The following is a 17152-nucleotide window of genomic DNA, read 5'->3' as shown; positions in this document are numbered from 1 at the left end:
CGGCAGCCCGGAAACCGACGGTACAACATGAAAAGAATGCTGATTAACGCGACTCAACCCGAAGAGTTGCGTGTAGCCCTGGTGGATGGCCAACGCCTCTACGACCTGGATATCGAGTCCGGCGCGCGTGAGCAGAAAAAGGCCAACATCTACAAAGGCAAGATCACCCGCATCGAACCCAGCCTCGAAGCCGCCTTCGTCGACTTCGGTTCCGAACGTCACGGCTTCCTGCCGCTGAAGGAAATCTCCCGCGAGTATTTCAAGAAGTCGCCTGAAGGTCGGGTGAACATCAAGGAAGTGCTGAGCGAAGGCCAGGAAGTCATCGTCCAGGTCGAGAAAGAAGAACGTGGCAACAAGGGCGCGGCCCTGACCACCTTCATCAGCCTCGCCGGCCGCTACCTGGTCCTGATGCCGAACAACCCACGCGCTGGCGGCATTTCCCGCCGCATCGAAGGCGAAGAGCGCAACGAGCTGCGCGAAGCCCTCAACGGCCTGACCGTTCCCGGCGACATGGGCCTGATCGTGCGCACGGCCGGCCTGGGCCGCAGCAGCGAAGAGATGCAGTGGGACCTCGACTACCTGCTGCAACTGTGGACCGCCATCAAGGAAGCCTCCCAGGATCGCGTCGCGCCCTTCCTGATCTACCAGGAAAGCAACGTCATCATCCGCGCCATTCGCGACTACCTGCGCCAGGACATCGGTGAAGTACTGATCGACAGCATCGATGCTCAGGAAGAAGCCCTGACCTTCATCCGCCAGGTGATGCCGCAGTACGCCAGCAAGGTCAAGCTGTACGAAGACAGCGTCCCGCTGTTCAACCGCTTCCAGATCGAAAGCCAGATCGAGACCGCCTTCCAGCGTGTGGTCGACCTGCCGTCGGGCGGTTCGATCGTCATCGATCCGACCGAAGCCCTGGTCTCCATCGACATCAACTCGGCGCGCGCCACCAAAGGCAGCGACATCGAGGAAACCGCCCTGCAGACCAACCTGGAAGCGGCTGAGGAAATCGCCCGCCAGCTGCGCCTGCGTGACATCGGTGGCCTGATCGTCATCGACTTCATCGACATGACCCCGGCCAAGAACCAGCGCGCCGTCGAGGAACGCGTTCGCGAATGCCTTGAAGCCGACCGCGCCCGCGTCCAGGTCGGCCGCATCTCACGCTTCGGCCTGCTGGAGATGTCTCGCCAGCGCCTGCGTCCGTCGCTGGGCGAAAGCAGCGGCATCGTCTGCCCGCGCTGCTCGGGCACCGGCATCATCCGTGACGTCGAGTCCCTGTCGCTGGCGATCCTGCGCCTGATCGAGGAAGAAGCACTGAAAGACCGTACCGCCGAGGTACGCGCACAGGTGCCGATCCCGGTAGCCGCCTTCCTGCTCAACGAGAAGCGCAACTCGATCACCAAGATCGAACTGCGCACCCGTGCACGCATCATCATCCTGCCGAACGACCACCTGGAAACCCCGCACTTCGAAGTCCAGCGCCTGCGCGACGACAATCCGGACGTGCTGAACAACCAGTCGAGCTACGAAATCGCCACCAGCGAAGCCGAGGAAGCGCCGCAACCAACCGCTACCCGCACCCTGGTTCGCCAGGAAGCTGCAGTGAAGACCGCTCCGGCTCGCACCAACGCCCCTGAGCCTAGCCCGAGCGAAGAAAAACCTGCTGCAACCGCTCCAGCGCCTGTCGCCGCGCCAGAGCCAAGCCTGTTCAAGGGCCTGGTCAAGTCGCTGGTCAGCCTGTTCGCCGGCAAGGAAGAACCCGTCGTCGCTCCCGCCGCCACCCCCGAGAAGCCGACCACCGAGCGCAGCCAGCGCAACGAGGAACGCCGCAACGGCCGTCAGCAGAGCCGCAACCGCAATGGCCGTCGCGATGAAGACCGCAAACCGCGTGAAGAGCGCAGTGAGCGCACCCCACGCGAAGAGCGCCAGCCACGCGAGGAGCGCGCACCTCGTGAAGAACGTGCACCACGCGAAGAACGTGCACCTCGTCAACCACGCGAAGACCGCCGTGGTAATCGTGAAGAACGCGTCCGCGAATTGCGCGAGCCACTGGATACTGCCCCGGCGGCCCGCGAGGAGCGTGCTCCACGCGAAGAGCGCGCACCTCGCGAGGAACGCGTAGCCCGCGAAGAGCGCGCACCCCGTGAGGAACGCGCACCACGCGAAGAACGTGCCCCACGCGAAGAACGTGCCCCACGCGAAGAACGTGCCCCACGCGAAGAACGCGCACCTCGTGAAGAGCGTCCGGCCCGTGAGGAACGCGCACCACGCGAGGAGCGTGAAGAGCGCGCACCACGCGAAGAACGCCAACCACGCCAGCCGCGCGAAGAGCGCCAGCCACGTGCCGCCGAACAGGCTGCCGAGGCGAGCGAGGAGCAACTGCCTAACGAAGAACTGCTGCAGGATGAGCAGGAGGGTGCCGATGGCGAACGCCCTCGCCGCCGCTCCCGTGGCCAGCGTCGCCGCAGCAACCGTCGTGAGCGCCAGCGCAATGCCAATGGTGAACTGATCGACGGCGATGATGAAACCGGCGAAGAGCAGCAGCCACAGCAGCACAAGGCCACTGAGCTGGGTGCCGAACTGGCCGCAGGCCTGGCAGTCACCGCTGCCGTTGCCAGCAGCAATATCAGTGCCGACGCCGAGGCCCAGGCCAACGAGCAGGCCGAGCGCGCCACCGCCACTGTCGTGGAGGCTGACGACCGTGAAGTGGTTCAGCCCGCCGAGCCGGCCGAGGTTGTCGCCAAAGCTGAGGAAGTCGCGATCGCGCCTGTCGTCGAGCAGCCGGTCAATGCGCCTGTGACCGTGGTCGAACCAGGCATCGAGCCTGTCGTCGAAGCGCCTGCACAACCACAGGCCGAAGTGGCCACCAGCGAGCCTGCGCCTGCAGTCGAAGCGCCAGCCACCGAAGCACCGGCCGTGGAAGCGAGCGAAGCGGAGAAGGCACCGGTTGCTGAAACTGCCGTAGAGCAAGCACCCGCTGTCGAAGCCGAAGTGATCGAGCCTGTCGTGGTCGAGCCAGTGGCTGTCGAGGCAGCACCGGTCGTCGCTGAAGCAGCCCCTGCCGAAGAGCCTGCCCCTGCCGTAGCTGAAACTGCTCCGGCCCAAGAGCCGGCTGTAGAAGAAGCGGCCACCATCATGCTGCCGAACGGCCGTGCGCCGAACGACCCACGTGAAGTGCGTCGCCGCAAGCGTGAGGCTGAAGCCGCTGCCGCTGCTGCTGCTGCTGCCCAGGCTGCCGCCGAAGCTGCCCCGGCATTGGAAACCACCGAGGATGAGCACAAACCTCACCACGGTTGATTCCAGCAGCTGAATGAAAAACCCCCGCCAGTGCGAACTGGCGGGGGTTTTTCTTTATCGCTCAAAACCCAGGAAAGCCGGGCCAGCCTGGTGGTGGCGATCAGTACAGATTTGGCTCCATCTCCAACTCGACGCCAAACCGTTCAAAGATATCCGCCTGGATTCGCTGCGCCAGGGCGTGCAACTGTGCGCCACTTGCCTGGCCGTAATTGACCAGCACCAGCGACTGCAAGCGATGCACACCAGCATCACCCTCACGGTAGCCCTTCCAGCCCGCCTGCTCGATCAGCCAGCCTGCCGCCAGCTTGACCTGCCCCTCAGACTGGGGATAGGCGACCAGACTCGGATAACGCGCGCGAATACTCTCAGCCAACTGCACCGAGACCACCGGGTTCTTGAAGAAGCTGCCAGCATTGCCCAGCTCAGCCGGATCCGGAAGCTTTTCGCGACGAATACTGCAGATGGCATCGCTGATGGCCTGTGCAGTCACTTCCTGCACGCCCTGCTCTTGCAAGCGCTGTCGAACCGGCCCGTAGTCCAGGTGCGCACGCAATGTACGGCTCAGCACGAAACGCACACGCAGGATCAACCAACGGCCCTGGTTGCGCTTGAACACACTGTCGCGATAGGCGAATGCACACTCGTTCAACGTGAAGTCGCGCAGCTGGCCGGTCTCACGGTCCAGAGCGGTCAAGCCTGCGAACACATCCTTGATCTCGACCCCGTACGCACCGACGTTCTGCATCGGTGCCGCCCCGACCGTGCCGGGAATCAGGCTGAGGTTCTCCAGCCCGCACAGGCCCTGCGCCAGGCTCCATTGCACGAACGGATGCCAGGGCTCGCCTGCCTCGGCCTCGATCACGACACGCTCGCCATCGTCACTGAGGATGCGTCGGCCACGACTGGCCACGTGCAGTACCAAGGCATCGACGTCGCGGGTCAGCAGCAGGTTGCTGCCGCCGCCGACCACCAGCACCGGCAACTGCCGTTGCGCAGCCAGTGCCAGAGCCTGGCGGACCTCATCGTCGTCATGGGCCAAAGCGAGGTAGCGCGCCTTGACGTCGATACCGAAGGTGTTGAACGGCTTGAGCGATACACGCTCCTGCCACTGCGCTGTCATAACCGCCCCTTGATTTCCACGACCAGCTCGCGACAGGCCGCTTCGATCAGGTCCAGCACCTGCTCGAAACCTTCGGCACCGCCATAGTAAGGGTCCGGCACCTCATCCAGCATCGCGCCATACCTGCGCAGGAACAGGTCGAGCTCGCCGCGCGCATCGTGCGGGCGTAGCGCCTGCAGGTTACCCAGATTGCTCTTGTCCATGGCCAGGATCAGGTCGTACTCACCGAAGTGAGCGGCCTTGACCTGCTGTGCGCGCTGGCGCGACAAGTCATAACCCCGTACCAGTGCAGCCTTGCAGGTACGGCTGTCGGGCGCCTTGCCCACGTGCCAGTCTCCGGTGCCTGCTGAGGCCACGTGCACGCGCTCTGCAAGCCCTGCAGCCTGCAATTGGTGGCGCAGAACACCCTCGGCGGTGGGTGAACGGCAGATATTGCCCAGGCAGACGAACAATACGCGCATCAGGCCTCCAGCAAGCGCCGTACGCGCTCCAGGTCTTCAGGGGTATCGACACCCACTGCCGGCGCTTCGATGGCATCCTCGACATGGATACGCACGCCATGCCAAAGCGCCCGCAACTGCTCCAGCGCCTCGGTCTGCTCGAGCCAGCACGGGCCCCAACCGACGAAATCCTGCAGGAAGCCGACACGGTAGGCATACATGCCGATATGACGACGATACGGCACCCCTTCCGGCAACAGGTCGCGGCCTTTGGCGAAGGCATCGCGCGCCCATGGCAGCGGCGCACGGCTGAAGGTCAGGGCAAGGCCGTTCTTGTCGCTGACCACCTTGACCGCGTTAGGGTTGAACACGCTTTGCGGCTCATGGATCGGCTCGGCCAGGGTTGCGATACCCGCCTCGGGGTGAGCCGCCAGATTGGCGGCCACTTGGTCGATGATCACCGGCGGAATCAACGGCTCGTCACCCTGCACGTTGACCACGATGGCGTCTGGCGGCAGGCCCAGGTGCGCGACCACCTCGGCCAAACGGTCGGTACCCGACTCATGGTCGGCACGGGTCATCAGCACTTCGGCGCCAAAGGCCTGGCATGCTTCGAGAATGCTGGCATCGTCGGTAGCAATGACTACCCGTGCAGCACCGCTCTTGAGGGCCTGTTCCCAGACATGCTGGATCATTGGCTTGCCGGCGATCGGTAGCAACGGCTTGCCCGGCAGGCGCGTGGAGCGCAGCCTGGCAGGAATCACCACAGTGAAATTCAGGCTCATTTGTCCAGGCGCTCGTCGTCGCTCAGGGTGCGCGCCTCGCTCTCCAGCATGACCGGGATGCCGTCGCGGATCGGATAGGCCAGGCCCGCGCCCTTGCTGATCAGCTCGGTCTTGTCGGCGCTGAGCTTGAGTGGGCTTTTGGTGATCGGGCAGGCCAGGATATCGAGCAGTTTGGTGTCCATGGAGGTTGTCCTTGAGGCCGAAGGCCGGAAAGTGGAAGTGATTCAAGGCAGCAGACGAGCGAGCTGCGCATCGAACCAGGCGACGAAGGATGGTGACGGTTCGGCATCAACGGCCAGGTACCACCAGTCGTCACCTGCAAAGTCACGGCATTTCACCGCGTCCTTTTCAGTCATGACCAATGGCAGCGGTGGCTCGAATGCCAGGCTCTGGGCATCGAACTGCGCATGGTCGGCGAAAGGGTGCGGCACGGGCTGCCAGTTTAGCCCTTGCAGGGTGTTGAAGAAACGTTGCGGGTTGCCAATGCCAGCCACGGCATGCAGGGCCTGACCGGCAGGAAAATGCTCGAGCGGACGACGCTCGCCGGTCCGTAGATTGACCAAAGCACTCGGACGCAGACCGAACGCGAATCCACGCGGCGGATCGACGGTCGCACCGTTGTGCAGCACTGCACCGACATCATCCAGGCGCTCGACCGGCTCACGCAACGGGCCGGCCGGCAGGCATCGGCCGTTGCCGAGACCACGGGCCGCGTCGATCAGCACCAGCTCCAGGTCGCGCGCCAGCCGATAATGCTGCATGCCGTCATCACAGAGAATCAGGTCCAAGGGCTCGCTGACCAACAGCGCTTGCACGGCACGGGATCGGTCAGGGTCGATCATCAGCGGCACGTCGGTGCGCTGCACGATCAGCAAAGGTTCGTCTCCGGCCTGCACAGCGCTCTGGCTGGCCTGGACCCGCCAGGGGAAATGAGGCGGCTTGGCGCCATATCCACGACTGACCACGCCGACCTTCAGCCCCAGGCTTCGGCAATGCTCGATCAGCCAGAGGATCATCGGCGTCTTGCCGGTCCCCCCGACGGTGATATTACCCACCACGATGACCGGCACCGGAGCCCGATAGCTGGCGCTTTCGCCACTGAGGAAGCGCGCACGCTTGCGCGTCACCACCCGCCGGTAAAGGGCCTCGAGCGGGCGCAACAGCCCCAGGGCGGGATGGCCTTGGTACCAGGCCGCGAGCAGGCGATCGGTGAAAGCCATCAGGGCGTCCCCGGAGCCGCCTCGACGGTGGTCATGCGCAGGTGGCTGAAGCCGAGCTTGCCGGCAGCATCCATCGCCGTGATCACCGCCTGATGCGGGGTCTTGCCATCGGCACTGATCGCCAAAGGCAATGTGTTGTCCCCTCCGGACTCCCGCTCAAGGGCCTCGGTCAGGGTGGCCAGGTCGCTCTTGGGCAGCAGGTGGTTGTTCACCGAATACACGCCATCGGCGCTGATCGTCACCTCCACCAGCTTGCCATCCTGCGGAGCGGCCGGTGCGCCGCTGGCGGCCTCGGGCAGTTCGACACGCAGTTGGGTCTCGCGGGTGAACGTGGTGGTGACCACAAAGAACAGCAAGAGCACGAACACCACATCGATCAACGATGCAAGGTTGATGTCGACGTTCTCGCGTTGTCGATTGCGCCGGAACTTCACGCCTTGCCTCCGGCCACCTCGACCTCGCGATCGCCCTGCAGCACCTCGACCAGCTTGATCGCCTCCTGCTCCATGCCAACCACCAGCTCATCGATGCGGCGCAGCAGGAAACGGTGGAAGAATACGGCGGGGATACCAACCATCAGGCCCGCTGCGGTGGTCACCAGCGCCTTGGAAATACCCCCGGCGAGCACCGCGGCGTTGGCAGTCATCTGCGAGCCCATGAACGCACTGAAGATGTCGATCATGCCAAGTACGGTGCCAAGCAGACCGAGCAACGGCGCCATTGCAGCGATGGTGCCCAGCGTGCTGATGTAGCGCTCGAGCTCGTGGATGACCCGGGAGGCGGCCTCCTCGATGCATTCCTTCATGATCTCGCGGCCATGGCGAGAGTTTGCCAGGCCCGCGGCGAGGATCTCGCCCAAGGGGGAGTCGGCGCGCAACGCCTTGAGCTTGTCACTGGTCAGCTGCTTGTCCTTGATCCACATCCATACCTGGCCCAGCAGGTGCGGCGGGGTGACGCGACTGGCACGCAGGGTCCACAGGCGCTCGACGACAATTGCCATGGCTGCGACGGAGCTCAGAATGATCGGCAGCATCATCCAGCCGCCGGACTTGACCAATTCCCACACAGTAAGCATCCCCCCTGAAAAAGGCCGCCACTCTACCATAGGCAGACATGGGGCTCATCTGCCGAAGGTCAGGGGGCTGGCGGGTGACTAGCATATTTCAGGCGTGCACGGCCTAGGAAGGCGGCTCACGCCAGAAGCGCCGCTGCGCACGCAATCCCTCGACCTCTCCGTGCCTGCCCAGTCGCAGGTGCAGCGCCCCTTGCAGGGCCGTGTCATGCACTGCCAGCCCATGCCGCCGATAGCGTTCGATCACCTGCGGGTGCGGGTGACCGAAACCATTGTGTCGCCCACGGGAAATCATCACGCCACGCGGCGCGATGGCGCGGATGAAAGGCTCGGTGGAGGAACTGCGGCTGCCATGATGCGGGGACTGCAGCCAGTCGATACGCGCCGCATCGGCGGACTCCAGCCAGGCACGCTCGGCATCGGCCTCCATGTCGCCAGCCAGCAGCAAGCGCTCACCCTGGGCCTCGACCAGCAGTACACAGGAGCGGTCGTTGCTGTTCTTGCCACTGGGCCAGTGCCACAGCGAGAACATCACGCCATCCCACTCCCAGCGCTCACCACTGCTGCACACCTGTGCGCCCAAGACTGCGGGCAACTCCCGAGCCTCGCCAGCCAGCACCCGCGCCACCGGCAGGCCGCGCTGCACGGCAACAGCGCCGCCGGCGTGGTCGGCATGTGCATGGCTGATCAGCATCAGATCGAGCTGGTTGACACCCAGCCTGCGCAAGGTCGGCAGCACCACGGTCTGCCCAAGGTCACTGGTGCCCATCGCCGGCCCGGCATCGTAGAGCAGGCTGTGATGCCGCGTGCGCAACAGCACCGCCAAGCCTTGGCCAACGTCCAGTTGCCAGACTTCCACCTCTGCGTGCGGCACCTGCTCGCGAGGCGCCCACAGCGCCAGCAGCATCACCGCCCCCAGTCCTCGCAGCGGCACGCCGCGTGGCAGCAAGAACAACAACGCGCCCGCACACACCAGCGTCCACGCCCACAGCGAAAGCGGCGGGGGCGTCCAGGGTGGACGCCATTCGGCCAGCAGGCCGAGCGCGCGAAACATCAGGTCGATCAACCCACCTGCCAGCCACAGCAACGATTCCCCCACCCCTGCCAACGGCAGCGTCGCCGTTCCGAGCAGGGCCAATGGCAACACCGCCAGGCTGATCCAGGGTACTGCCAGGAGATTGACCAACGGCGCGCTGAGGCTGACAGGCAGACCCAGCGCCAGCATCGCGGGCAGCAAACCGATGGCGATCACCCATTGAGCACGACTCCAGGCCTGCCAGGGCCGCCAGCCACCCAGACGCGCGCTGAAGCAGTAGATCAGCACCGCCACCGCCGCGAAAGACAGCCAGAAGCCCGGCATCAGGCTGGCCAGGGGCTCGCACAGCAATACACCGACCAAAGCCAGCAACAAGGGGAAGAACGCCCCCAGATGACGAAAGCGCAGACGCCAGACCAAGACAGTGGCCAGCATCAGGCATGCACGCTGCACCGGCACCTGAAAGCCAGCCAGGGCGCCATAGGCCAAGGCTGCTGCCATCGCCAGGCCGCACGCCCAGGGCAACCACGGTAGCCTCCCTGGCCAGGCACCCAGACGGGCCAGTCCGGCAACCAGCCCATAGATCAGCCCCGCCAGCAAGCCAATGTGCTGCCCCGAAATCACCATCAGGTGCACGGTGCCGGTCGCCTGCAAGGCCTGCCAGTCCTCCCGCGCCAGCCCAGAACCGTCACCGAGCACCAGCGCCGCCAGCACCACCTCCCGCCCTTGGGCGTCCACCGCCAGCAAGCGCTGGCGCAGCCTGTCGCGCCAGCCCCCGCTCGCCGGGGCCAGCATCTCCCCGGCCTTGACCGTTCCTGTGGCACCAATGCGCCGTGCCAGCAGCATTGCCTCACGGTCGGGACCATGGGGATTGAGCAGCCCCTGAGGGCGTCTGAGGTTGACCGCGAGCCGCCAGCGCTCGCCAGTCCGGACCATGGGGCCGTCGAACCAGCTCAGTTGCATCCGGCGGGGTAACTTCGCACGCCGGGACTGTGCCTCGTCCAGCTCGAAACGCACGCTGCGCCCGGACTGCGTCGCCAGCCCCGTCACCCTGCCCTCCAGCCACAGTGTGCGCCCATCGAGCTCGGCGATCAGGCGATCATCAAGGGCCTGCTGCGCCGACCAGCAGGCCCAGCTCAGCCCCAGCAGGAACCACCCTATCGGCCAGACGCGAGTGAACAGGCACATCAGTGCCGACAAGAACAGAAGGAACAGCCATCCGACCGACGGCAAGGCAGGCAAGAGACCCAGGCTCAACAACCCGAGCGCCAGCGCAGACATCCCTGTGCGCATGAAGTAAAGCTCCGCAAGCGTAATCGCCCCGTCAGGCTAGGCCTGTTTGGCCGCCGAGCTCACTCAACAATTGTCACAAACTCTGAACGAGGCTGACGTGGAATCAAGGCATACTCGCCCTATTCGAGCACCGGGAGCCTACATGCCGCGCCGCCTCTTCAAACGCTACATGCCGGATCCGACCAGCATTCGGGAACACAAGTCCTTACGCTTTTTCGGCCGATTGCTGCACGACCCCAACCTCTGGCACCTGAATCGCCATTCGGTCGCTCGGGCCATGGGCGTAGGGTTGTTCGCAGCGCTCATCCCCATCCCCATGCAGATGCTGCTGGCCGCCAGTCTGGCGATACCGGTACGCGGCAACCTGCCCATCGCGGTCAGCCTGGTCTGGCTGACCAACCCGCTGACCATGCCACCGGTGTTCTTCGTCACCTACATGACCGGCGCGTGGCTGATGCAGATTCCTCCGCGAACGCTCCCGGAAGAACTGACTTTCGAATGGATCACCGACCAACTGTCCACCGTCTGGCAGCCTTTCCTGCTCGGCTCGGTGGTGTGCGGCGTGATACTGGGCGTTGCCGCCTACTTCACCACCTTGCTCTACTGGCGCTGGTGGGTCGGCCGGCAGTGGCGCCGGCGCAAGTGCAGGGTGTCATGCACGCATGCCGCGACCACTGACCAGCAGGCGGACGCACAGGGTATAGAGCACCGCGGTAGCCACCAGCATGAAGGTGATCGCCGTACCAATGCTGATATCCGACACCCCTAGAATGCCGTAGCGGAACGAGTTGACCATGTGCAGCACCGGGTTCGCCAGCGACACGGTCTGCCAGAACGGCGGCAGCAGGTTGATGGAGTAGAACACGCCACCCAGGTAGGTCAGCGGTGTCAGAACAAAGGTCGGAATGATCGAGATATCGTCGAAATTACGTGCGAACACGGCATTGACGAACCCCAGCAGCGAGAAGATCGTCGCCGTCAGCAGCACCACAACGATGGTCACACCCAAGTGATGCACCTGCAGGTGGGTGAAGAACATCGACAGGATGGTCACGATCACGCCTACCGCCAGGCCGCGTAACACACCACCGAGGGCGTAGCCGACGAGAATGGTGTGCGGCGAGACCGGTGAGACCATCAACTCTTCGATCGAACGCTGGAACTTGCTGCCGAAGAAGCTCGACACCACGTTGCCGTAGGAGTTGGTGATCACCGACATCATGATCAGCCCCGGCACGATGTACTCCATGTAGGTGAAGCCACCCATGTCGCCGATCTGACGGCCGATCAGGTTACCGAAGATGACGAAGTACAGCACCATGGTGATCGCCGGCGGCAGCAGGGTCTGCGGCCAGATACGCAGAAAGCGTCGAACCTCGCGATAGACGATCGTATTCAGGGCGACCCAGTTGGTGCGCAGTTCCACACTCATACCGCCACCTTCGACAGATTCTTTTCCACCAGGGCCACGAACAACTCCTCGAGTCGGTTGGTCTTGTTACGCAGGCTCTGCACCTCGATGTTCTGCAACGCCAATTGGCCGAACAACGCAGTGATGCCGATATCCTTTTCCACCTGCACTTCCAGCGTGTGCGGCGTGATCAGCCGGCACGGGTAACCTTGCAGCTTCGGCGCCGCGGGCAGGTCCTGCTTGAGGTCGAGGACGAAGGTCTCGACGTGCAGCTTGCCCAGCAACTGGCGCATGCTGGTGTTCTCGACAATGGTGCCGTGGTCGATGATGCCGATGTTGCGGCACAGCTGCTCGGCTTCCTCGAGATAGTGGGTGGTGAGGATGATGGTGATGCCTTTCTGGTTCAGCTCGGTGAGGAAACTCCACATCGAGCGACGCAGTTCGATATCCACGCCAGCCGTCGGCTCGTCGAGGATCAGCAAGCGCGGCTCATGGATCAGCGCACGGGCGATCATCAGGCGACGCTTCATGCCGCCGGACAGCGACCGCGACTGCACGTCGCGCTTGTCCCACAGCCCCAGTTGGGTGAGGTACTGCTCGGCACGCTCCTTGGCCAGCTTCGGCGGGATGCCGTAGTAGCCGGCCTGGGTGACGACGATGTCGAAGGTCTTCTCGAACTGGTTGAAGTTGAACTCCTGGGGCACCACGCCGATGCTGCGCTTGAGCGCGGCTGGCTGGCGGTCCAGGTCGTGGCCGAAGACATTCACCGTGCCGCTGGTCTTGTTCACCAGGGTCGAGAGAATGCCGATGGTGGTGGATTTACCGGCGCCATTGGGGCCGAGCAAGGCAAAGAAGTCACCTTCGGCGACCTCCAGGTCGATGCCCTTGAGGGCCTGAAAGCCGTTGCCGTAGGTCTTGGTCAGCTGTCTTATGGACAGGGCAGAACTCATAGCGGGTCACGTACCGAAGAAAAAGGTTCAGGACACGCCAGGTCAAGTCACTGGCGCAGTGAGTAGTGCGGCCATGGTGCAAGGCCTGACCGCACAAGTACAGTCATGTATATCGATAGTGACTATCGAAACGGGCGGGGTATCCGCTCAGGTCAGCGCCGTCATTACTGCGGCCTTATAGGCCGGACGCGCCTTCAGGCGCTCGTACCAGGCCTGCAGGTTGGGGAGATCGGGACGCTCGATGGGCATCTCGAACCAGGCGTAGGCAAAGCAGCCCAGCGGAATGTCGCCCATGCCGATCTGCTCACCGGAAAGGTAGGGTTGGGTGGCCAGCGTCTTGTCGACGATCGCCAGCAACTCGCCGCACTTTTCCCGCGCAGCGTTGATCGCCGTCCAGTCACGCTCATTCTCCGGGGTACGCAGCATGCCCCAGAACAGCGGGCGGAACGGCGCGGCAAAGGAAGAGGTGGTCCAGTCCATCCACTTGTCCGCCAGGGCACGCTGGCGCGGATCGTCCAGGTACCAGCCCTGCTCGGCACCATATTCAGCGCTCAGGTAGCGCACGATGGTGTTGGACTCCCAGAGGACGAAGTCGCCATCCTCGAGCATCGGCACCAGGCCATTGGGGTTGCGCTCACGGTACTCAGGCTCGTTGACCACACCGAACGCGCCACCGGCGTCGATCGACTCGAACTCCAGCCCCAACTCGTGGGCAATCCACAACGCCTTGCGCACATTGCTCGAGTTCTTGCGACCCCAGATCTTCAGCATGACAACGTCCTTAGTGAGTGCAGAGGGTGGACAGTCTACTCCACAGTGACGCCACCTGTACCAGGGGACAATGCTCTGAAACTCCTGTGGCCACACCCTGTCACTGTTCATAGCGAGCCATCCGGCGCATCGCGTCTAAGCTATCCGGGATGGCTCGAGCCCAAGCTTCCAAGGAGGAAGAACTATGCTGCTGTTGTGGTTGGTGGTGCTGGTGATCGGCGCCGCATATCTCACCCATCGACGTCTGCCACCGCTGCAGATCCTAGGGGCGATCGCCGCCTATGTGCTGTTGATGGGCATCTTCGCCGACGCACCTGGCTGGCTGCTGACCGTGATCTGGCTGGTGCTGGCCGCCAAGGCCGCCCTGCTGATATTGCCGCAGTGGCGGCGCCAGGTGTTCACCGGCCCCGTGTTCAAATGGTTCCAGCGCACCCTGCCACCCATGTCGCAGACCGAGCGCGAAGCGATCGACGCGGGCACTGTATGGTGGGACGGCCAGCTGTTCAGCGGCCAGCCCGACTGGAATACCCTGCTCGACTACCCTGCCCCCACGCTCACCGCAGAAGAACAGGCGTTCATCGATGGCCCCACCGAGGAACTCTGCGCCCTGGTCAGCGACTGGCAGATCGGCCAGGACCTCGACCTGCCACCCGCAGCCTGGGAACACATCAAGCAGCACGGCTTCTTCGCCCTGATCATCCCCAAGGAATACGGCGGCAAGGGCTTCTCCGCCTACGCTCACTCCCAGGTGGCGATGAAACTCGCCACTCGCAGCGGCGACCTGGCTTCGACCGTGATGGTGCCCAACTCGCTCGGCCCGGCCGAACTGCTGCTGCACTATGGCACCGATGAACAGCGTAACCACTACCTGCCGCGCCTGGCCCGTGGCGACGAAATCCCCTGCTTCGCCCTCACAGGCCCACTGGCCGGCTCCGACGCTGGCGCCATGCCTGACACCGGCATCGTCTGCAAGGGGGAATGGAACGGCGAGGAAGTCATCGGCCTTCGCCTGAACTGGGAGAAGCGCTACATCACCCTCGGCCCGGTGGCCACCCTGCTGGGCCTGGCCTTCAAGGCCTACGACCCCGATCACCTGCTGGGCGAACAGGAATCCCTGGGCATCAGCCTGGCACTCATCCCCACCGACACCCCGGGCGTGGAGATCGGCAAGCGCCACCTGCCGCTGGGTGCAGCCTTCATGAATGGCCCGAACAGCGGCAAGGACGTGTTCGTGCCCCTGGACTTCCTCATCGGCGGCAAGGACATGCTCGGCAAGGGCTGGATGATGCTGATGAACTGCCTGTCGGTCGGGCGCTCCATCTCGCTGCCTGCGGTTGGCACAGGCGCTGCCAAGTACACCAGCCTGGTCACCGGCCAGTACGCCCGCGTCCGCGAGCAGTTCAACGTGCCGCTGTCCGCCTTCGAGGGCATCCAGGAATCGCTGGCACGAATCGGTGGCAACGCCTGGCTGATGGACAGCGCCCGCCTGCTCACCGCCAAGGCAGTGGACCTGGGCGAGAAGCCCTCGGTACTTTCGGCAATCCTCAAGTACCACCTGACCGAACGCGGCCGTGAATGCATCCAGCACGCCATGGACGTACACGGTGGCAAAGGCATCATCATGGGCCCGAACAACTACCTGGGTCGCAATTGGCAGGGCGCGCCGATCTTCATCACCGTCGAGGGCGCCAACATCCTGTCACGCAACCTGATGATCTTCGGACAGGGCGCGATCCGCTGCCACCCCTTCGTCCTCAAGGAAATGGCCCTCGCTGGGCGCGAGGATCGCGAGCAGGCGCTCAACGAGTTCGACGATCTGCTGATGAAGCACATCATGTTCGCCGCCAGCAATGCGGCCAGCACTTTCGTGCTCGGCATCGGACTGGGGCACTTCGAGAAGATGCCGGGCGACGCCCTCAGCCAGGGCTACTTCCGTGCGCTGAACCGTCAGGCGGCCGCATTCGCCTTGCTTGCCGACCTGTCGATGATGCTGCTCGGCGGCGCGCTGAAGCGGCGCGAACGCCTGAGCGCGCGCCTGGGGGATGTCCTCAGCTACCTGTACCTGTCATCCGCAGCGCTCAAGCGCTATCACGACCTCGGCTCACCCGAGCACATGCAACCTCTGCTGCGCTGGGCGCTGGAAGAAAGCCTGGGGCAGGCCGAAAAGGCCCTCGACCGGCTGCTCGACAACTTCCCCAATCGCTTCATCGGCTGTGCGTTGCGGGTTCTGGTCTTCCCGTTCGGTCGCCGCCACACCGGGCCAAGCGATGAACTGGATAAAGAAGTCGCTGAACTGATCGGCCGACGCAAGGGTGATCCGGCACTGGAGGAACTGCTGGCGGGCTGCTTCCGCCCTGACGGCGAAGGTGATCCGGTAGCCGCCCTGCAGACAGCTTGCGACCTGCTGGACGAGGTGGCGCCACTGCACAAGGCGCTGCACCAGGGGCTCAAGGAGGGTAAGGTGCATCCCGCGCCGGGCCAGTCGGACATCGAAGCCGCCGTGCAGGCCGGCGTGCTGCAGGCTGATGAAGGCGAGAGACTCCAGGCAGCCGAAGCCGCGCGCCGGACAGTGATCGATGTGGATGCTTTCGACAAGGCGCAACTGCTGCCCGCGGAGGGCAAGGTGCGCTGAGCACCTTCAGTCAGACAGATCCCCGGCCCCTGGCGGGCCGGCGGTCAAGGCAGTACGAGCGGCTGCGCCTGCCCCTGAGGGGCAAAACCTGCGTATACTCCGGCCCCCGTTTCAACACCAGAGGATCGCCCCAATGGCCAACCCCCACCTGGAGTACCACCTGCAACTGCTCCAACACCTGCGCACCATCCTGGTGGCCCTGGGCGACGCCGAGCAAGTGCCGGAAGAAAGCCACGCCCTGTTCCTCGAACGCTTCGACGAACTGCTGACCCTGCTGCCCCAGAACCCACTGGAAAGCCAGTACCTGGGTCAGGACCTGATCTGCCAGGTGATCACGCGCTACCCGCAGATCGCTCATCTGGTTCCGCGTGACCTGCTGTGGTTCTTCGGCGGCGACTGCCTGCACTACATGCCCGATGAAGAACTCGAGCTGTACCAGACGCTGGAAGAGCGTCGCTACGAGGCCGAGCAGAATGAAGAGCCCTTCGACTGGAACCTGGAGAAGCAGTTGCTGAGCGCACCCGACCAGGGCGAGCGCCACTGAGCAAAAAAGGCCACGGGCATTACAAATGTCCGTGGCCCCATGGCTGCGATGTTTTTGAAGGCAAAAAAAACGCCACTTCGATGAAGTGGCGTTTTCAAATGGAGCGGGAAACGAGACTCGAACTCGCGACCCCGACCTTGGCAAGGTCGTGCTCTACCAACTGAGCTATTCCCGCAATGTGAAGCAAAACCGCATGTGGCGTGAATGGCCTGAACCTTTCACTGCCGCTGCACCGTCAATGGACGCCACAGTTCTAAAACTGGAGCGGGAAACGAGACTCGAACTCGCGACCCCGACCTTGGCAAGGTCGTGCTCTACCAACTGAGCTATTCCCGCATTGGCGTCCCCTAGGGGACTCGAACCCCTGTTACCGCCGTGAAAGGGCGGTGTCCTAGGCCACTAGACGAAGGGGACACACTACAACTTCACTGCCTGCTGCGTTTGGCTGTGTGCTTTACGCTGCAAGTGGCGCGCATTCTATGGATGCCTCGACAAGCCGTCAACCCCTTTGTGGAAATTTATTTAAATCAACGACTTCCGCCCCTGTACATAGGTCGCGCATGATGCGCCCGGGGATTGGCGTT

15 protein-coding genes and 3 tRNA genes are annotated in these 17152 nt (G+C 63.8%); 4 read left to right on the top strand and 14 right to left on the bottom strand.

Annotated features, from left to right (window positions below; genetic code table 11):
- Positions 1–27: 27 nt before the first annotated feature.
- The gene (rne, locus tag VA602_RS17840; protein ID WP_323453849.1) at positions 28–3294 is read left to right on the top strand and encodes a ribonuclease E; all 3267 of its coding nucleotides are present in this window, start codon (positions 28–30) and stop codon (positions 3292–3294) included.
- 100 nt (positions 3295–3394) lie between these two features.
- Here rne and murB read toward each other — a convergent pair whose 3' ends face one another.
- The 8 genes from murB to VA602_RS17800 form a co-directional block, all read right to left on the bottom strand.
- Complete coding sequence (murB, locus tag VA602_RS17835; RefSeq protein WP_323453848.1) at positions 3395–4414, bottom strand: UDP-N-acetylmuramate dehydrogenase; 1020 nt, start codon at positions 4412–4414, stop codon at positions 3395–3397.
- Positions 4411–4875 (bottom strand): low molecular weight protein-tyrosine-phosphatase, encoded by a 465-nt coding sequence (locus tag VA602_RS17830; protein WP_323453847.1) that lies wholly within the window; start codon positions 4873–4875, stop codon positions 4411–4413. The genes murB and VA602_RS17830 overlap by 4 nt, the downstream gene beginning before the upstream one ends.
- Complete coding sequence (gene kdsB / locus VA602_RS17825; RefSeq protein ID WP_054893061.1) at positions 4875–5639, bottom strand: 3-deoxy-manno-octulosonate cytidylyltransferase; 765 nt, start codon at positions 5637–5639, stop codon at positions 4875–4877. Before kdsB ends, VA602_RS17830 begins: the two co-directional genes overlap by 1 nt.
- The gene (locus VA602_RS17820) at positions 5636–5821 is read right to left on the bottom strand and encodes a Trm112 family protein (protein WP_054893060.1); all 186 of its coding nucleotides are present in this window, start codon (positions 5819–5821) and stop codon (positions 5636–5638) included. Before VA602_RS17820 ends, kdsB begins: the two co-directional genes overlap by 4 nt.
- Positions 5822–5863: 42 nt before the next feature.
- The gene (gene lpxK / locus VA602_RS17815) at positions 5864–6859 is read right to left on the bottom strand and encodes a tetraacyldisaccharide 4'-kinase (protein ID WP_323453846.1); all 996 of its coding nucleotides are present in this window, start codon (positions 6857–6859) and stop codon (positions 5864–5866) included.
- On the bottom strand, positions 6859–7293 hold the full coding sequence (locus tag VA602_RS17810) for an ExbD/TolR family protein (RefSeq protein WP_054893058.1): 435 nt from the start codon (positions 7291–7293) through the stop codon (positions 6859–6861). Before VA602_RS17810 ends, lpxK begins: the two co-directional genes overlap by 1 nt.
- Positions 7290–7925 (bottom strand): MotA/TolQ/ExbB proton channel family protein, encoded by a 636-nt coding sequence (locus VA602_RS17805; protein WP_054893125.1) that lies wholly within the window; start codon positions 7923–7925, stop codon positions 7290–7292. Before VA602_RS17805 ends, VA602_RS17810 begins: the two co-directional genes overlap by 4 nt.
- Before the next feature lie 112 nt (positions 7926–8037).
- Positions 8038–10260, bottom strand: a complete 2223-nt coding sequence (locus VA602_RS17800; protein ID WP_323453845.1) for a DNA internalization-related competence protein ComEC/Rec2 — start codon at positions 10258–10260, stop codon at positions 8038–8040.
- Positions 10261–10402: 142 nt separating this feature from the next.
- Between VA602_RS17800 and VA602_RS17795 the strand changes: the two genes are divergently transcribed.
- The gene (locus VA602_RS17795) at positions 10403–11029 is read left to right on the top strand and encodes a DUF2062 domain-containing protein (protein ID WP_151924181.1); all 627 of its coding nucleotides are present in this window, start codon (positions 10403–10405) and stop codon (positions 11027–11029) included.
- Here VA602_RS17795 and VA602_RS17790 read toward each other — a convergent pair.
- The 3 genes from VA602_RS17790 to VA602_RS17780 all read right to left on the bottom strand — a co-directional run bounded on the left by VA602_RS17790 (position 10913) and on the right by VA602_RS17780 (position 13392).
- On the bottom strand, positions 10913–11692 hold the full coding sequence (locus VA602_RS17790) for an ABC transporter permease (RefSeq protein WP_054893055.1): 780 nt from the start codon (positions 11690–11692) through the stop codon (positions 10913–10915). The two genes, VA602_RS17795 and VA602_RS17790, sit on opposite strands and share 117 nt — an antisense overlap.
- The gene (locus VA602_RS17785) at positions 11689–12621 is read right to left on the bottom strand and encodes an ABC transporter ATP-binding protein (protein ID WP_063543816.1); all 933 of its coding nucleotides are present in this window, start codon (positions 12619–12621) and stop codon (positions 11689–11691) included. The genes VA602_RS17790 and VA602_RS17785 overlap by 4 nt, the downstream gene beginning before the upstream one ends.
- Before the next feature lie 147 nt (positions 12622–12768).
- Positions 12769–13392 carry a glutathione S-transferase gene (locus tag VA602_RS17780; RefSeq protein ID WP_063543814.1) on the bottom strand — a complete coding sequence of 208 codons (624 nt, stop codon included), beginning with the start codon at positions 13390–13392 and terminating at the stop codon, positions 12769–12771.
- Positions 13393–13576: 184 nt separating this feature from the next.
- Here VA602_RS17780 and VA602_RS17775 point away from each other — a divergent pair, with 184 nt between their 5' ends.
- Positions 13577–16024 (top strand): acyl-CoA dehydrogenase, encoded by a 2448-nt coding sequence (locus tag VA602_RS17775; protein ID WP_323453844.1) that lies wholly within the window; start codon positions 13577–13579, stop codon positions 16022–16024.
- A gap of 133 nt (positions 16025–16157) precedes the next feature.
- Entirely contained in the window at positions 16158–16568 is a 411-nt protein-coding gene (locus tag VA602_RS17770; protein ID WP_054893051.1) for a PA2817 family protein, read from the top strand.
- A 99-nt stretch (positions 16569–16667) separates the two neighbouring features.
- Here VA602_RS17770 and VA602_RS17765 read toward each other — a convergent pair.
- From VA602_RS17765 to VA602_RS17755, 3 genes are all read right to left on the bottom strand, one after another.
- Positions 16668–16743, bottom strand: a tRNA-Gly gene (locus tag VA602_RS17765).
- An 85-nt stretch (positions 16744–16828) separates the two neighbouring features.
- A tRNA-Gly gene (locus VA602_RS17760) sits at positions 16829–16904 on the bottom strand.
- Positions 16905–16906: 2 nt separating this feature from the next.
- Positions 16907–16982 (bottom strand) — tRNA-Glu (locus VA602_RS17755).
- Between the last annotated feature and the right edge of the window lie 170 nt (positions 16983–17152).

This window comes from Pseudomonas machongensis, from assembly GCF_034961125.1.
In the GTDB taxonomy this organism is placed as follows: Bacteria; Pseudomonadota; Gammaproteobacteria; order Pseudomonadales; family Pseudomonadaceae; genus Aquipseudomonas; species Aquipseudomonas machongensis.
Note: the sequence above shows the minus strand (reverse complement) of the source record. Positions and strands in the feature narration are given on the sequence as shown.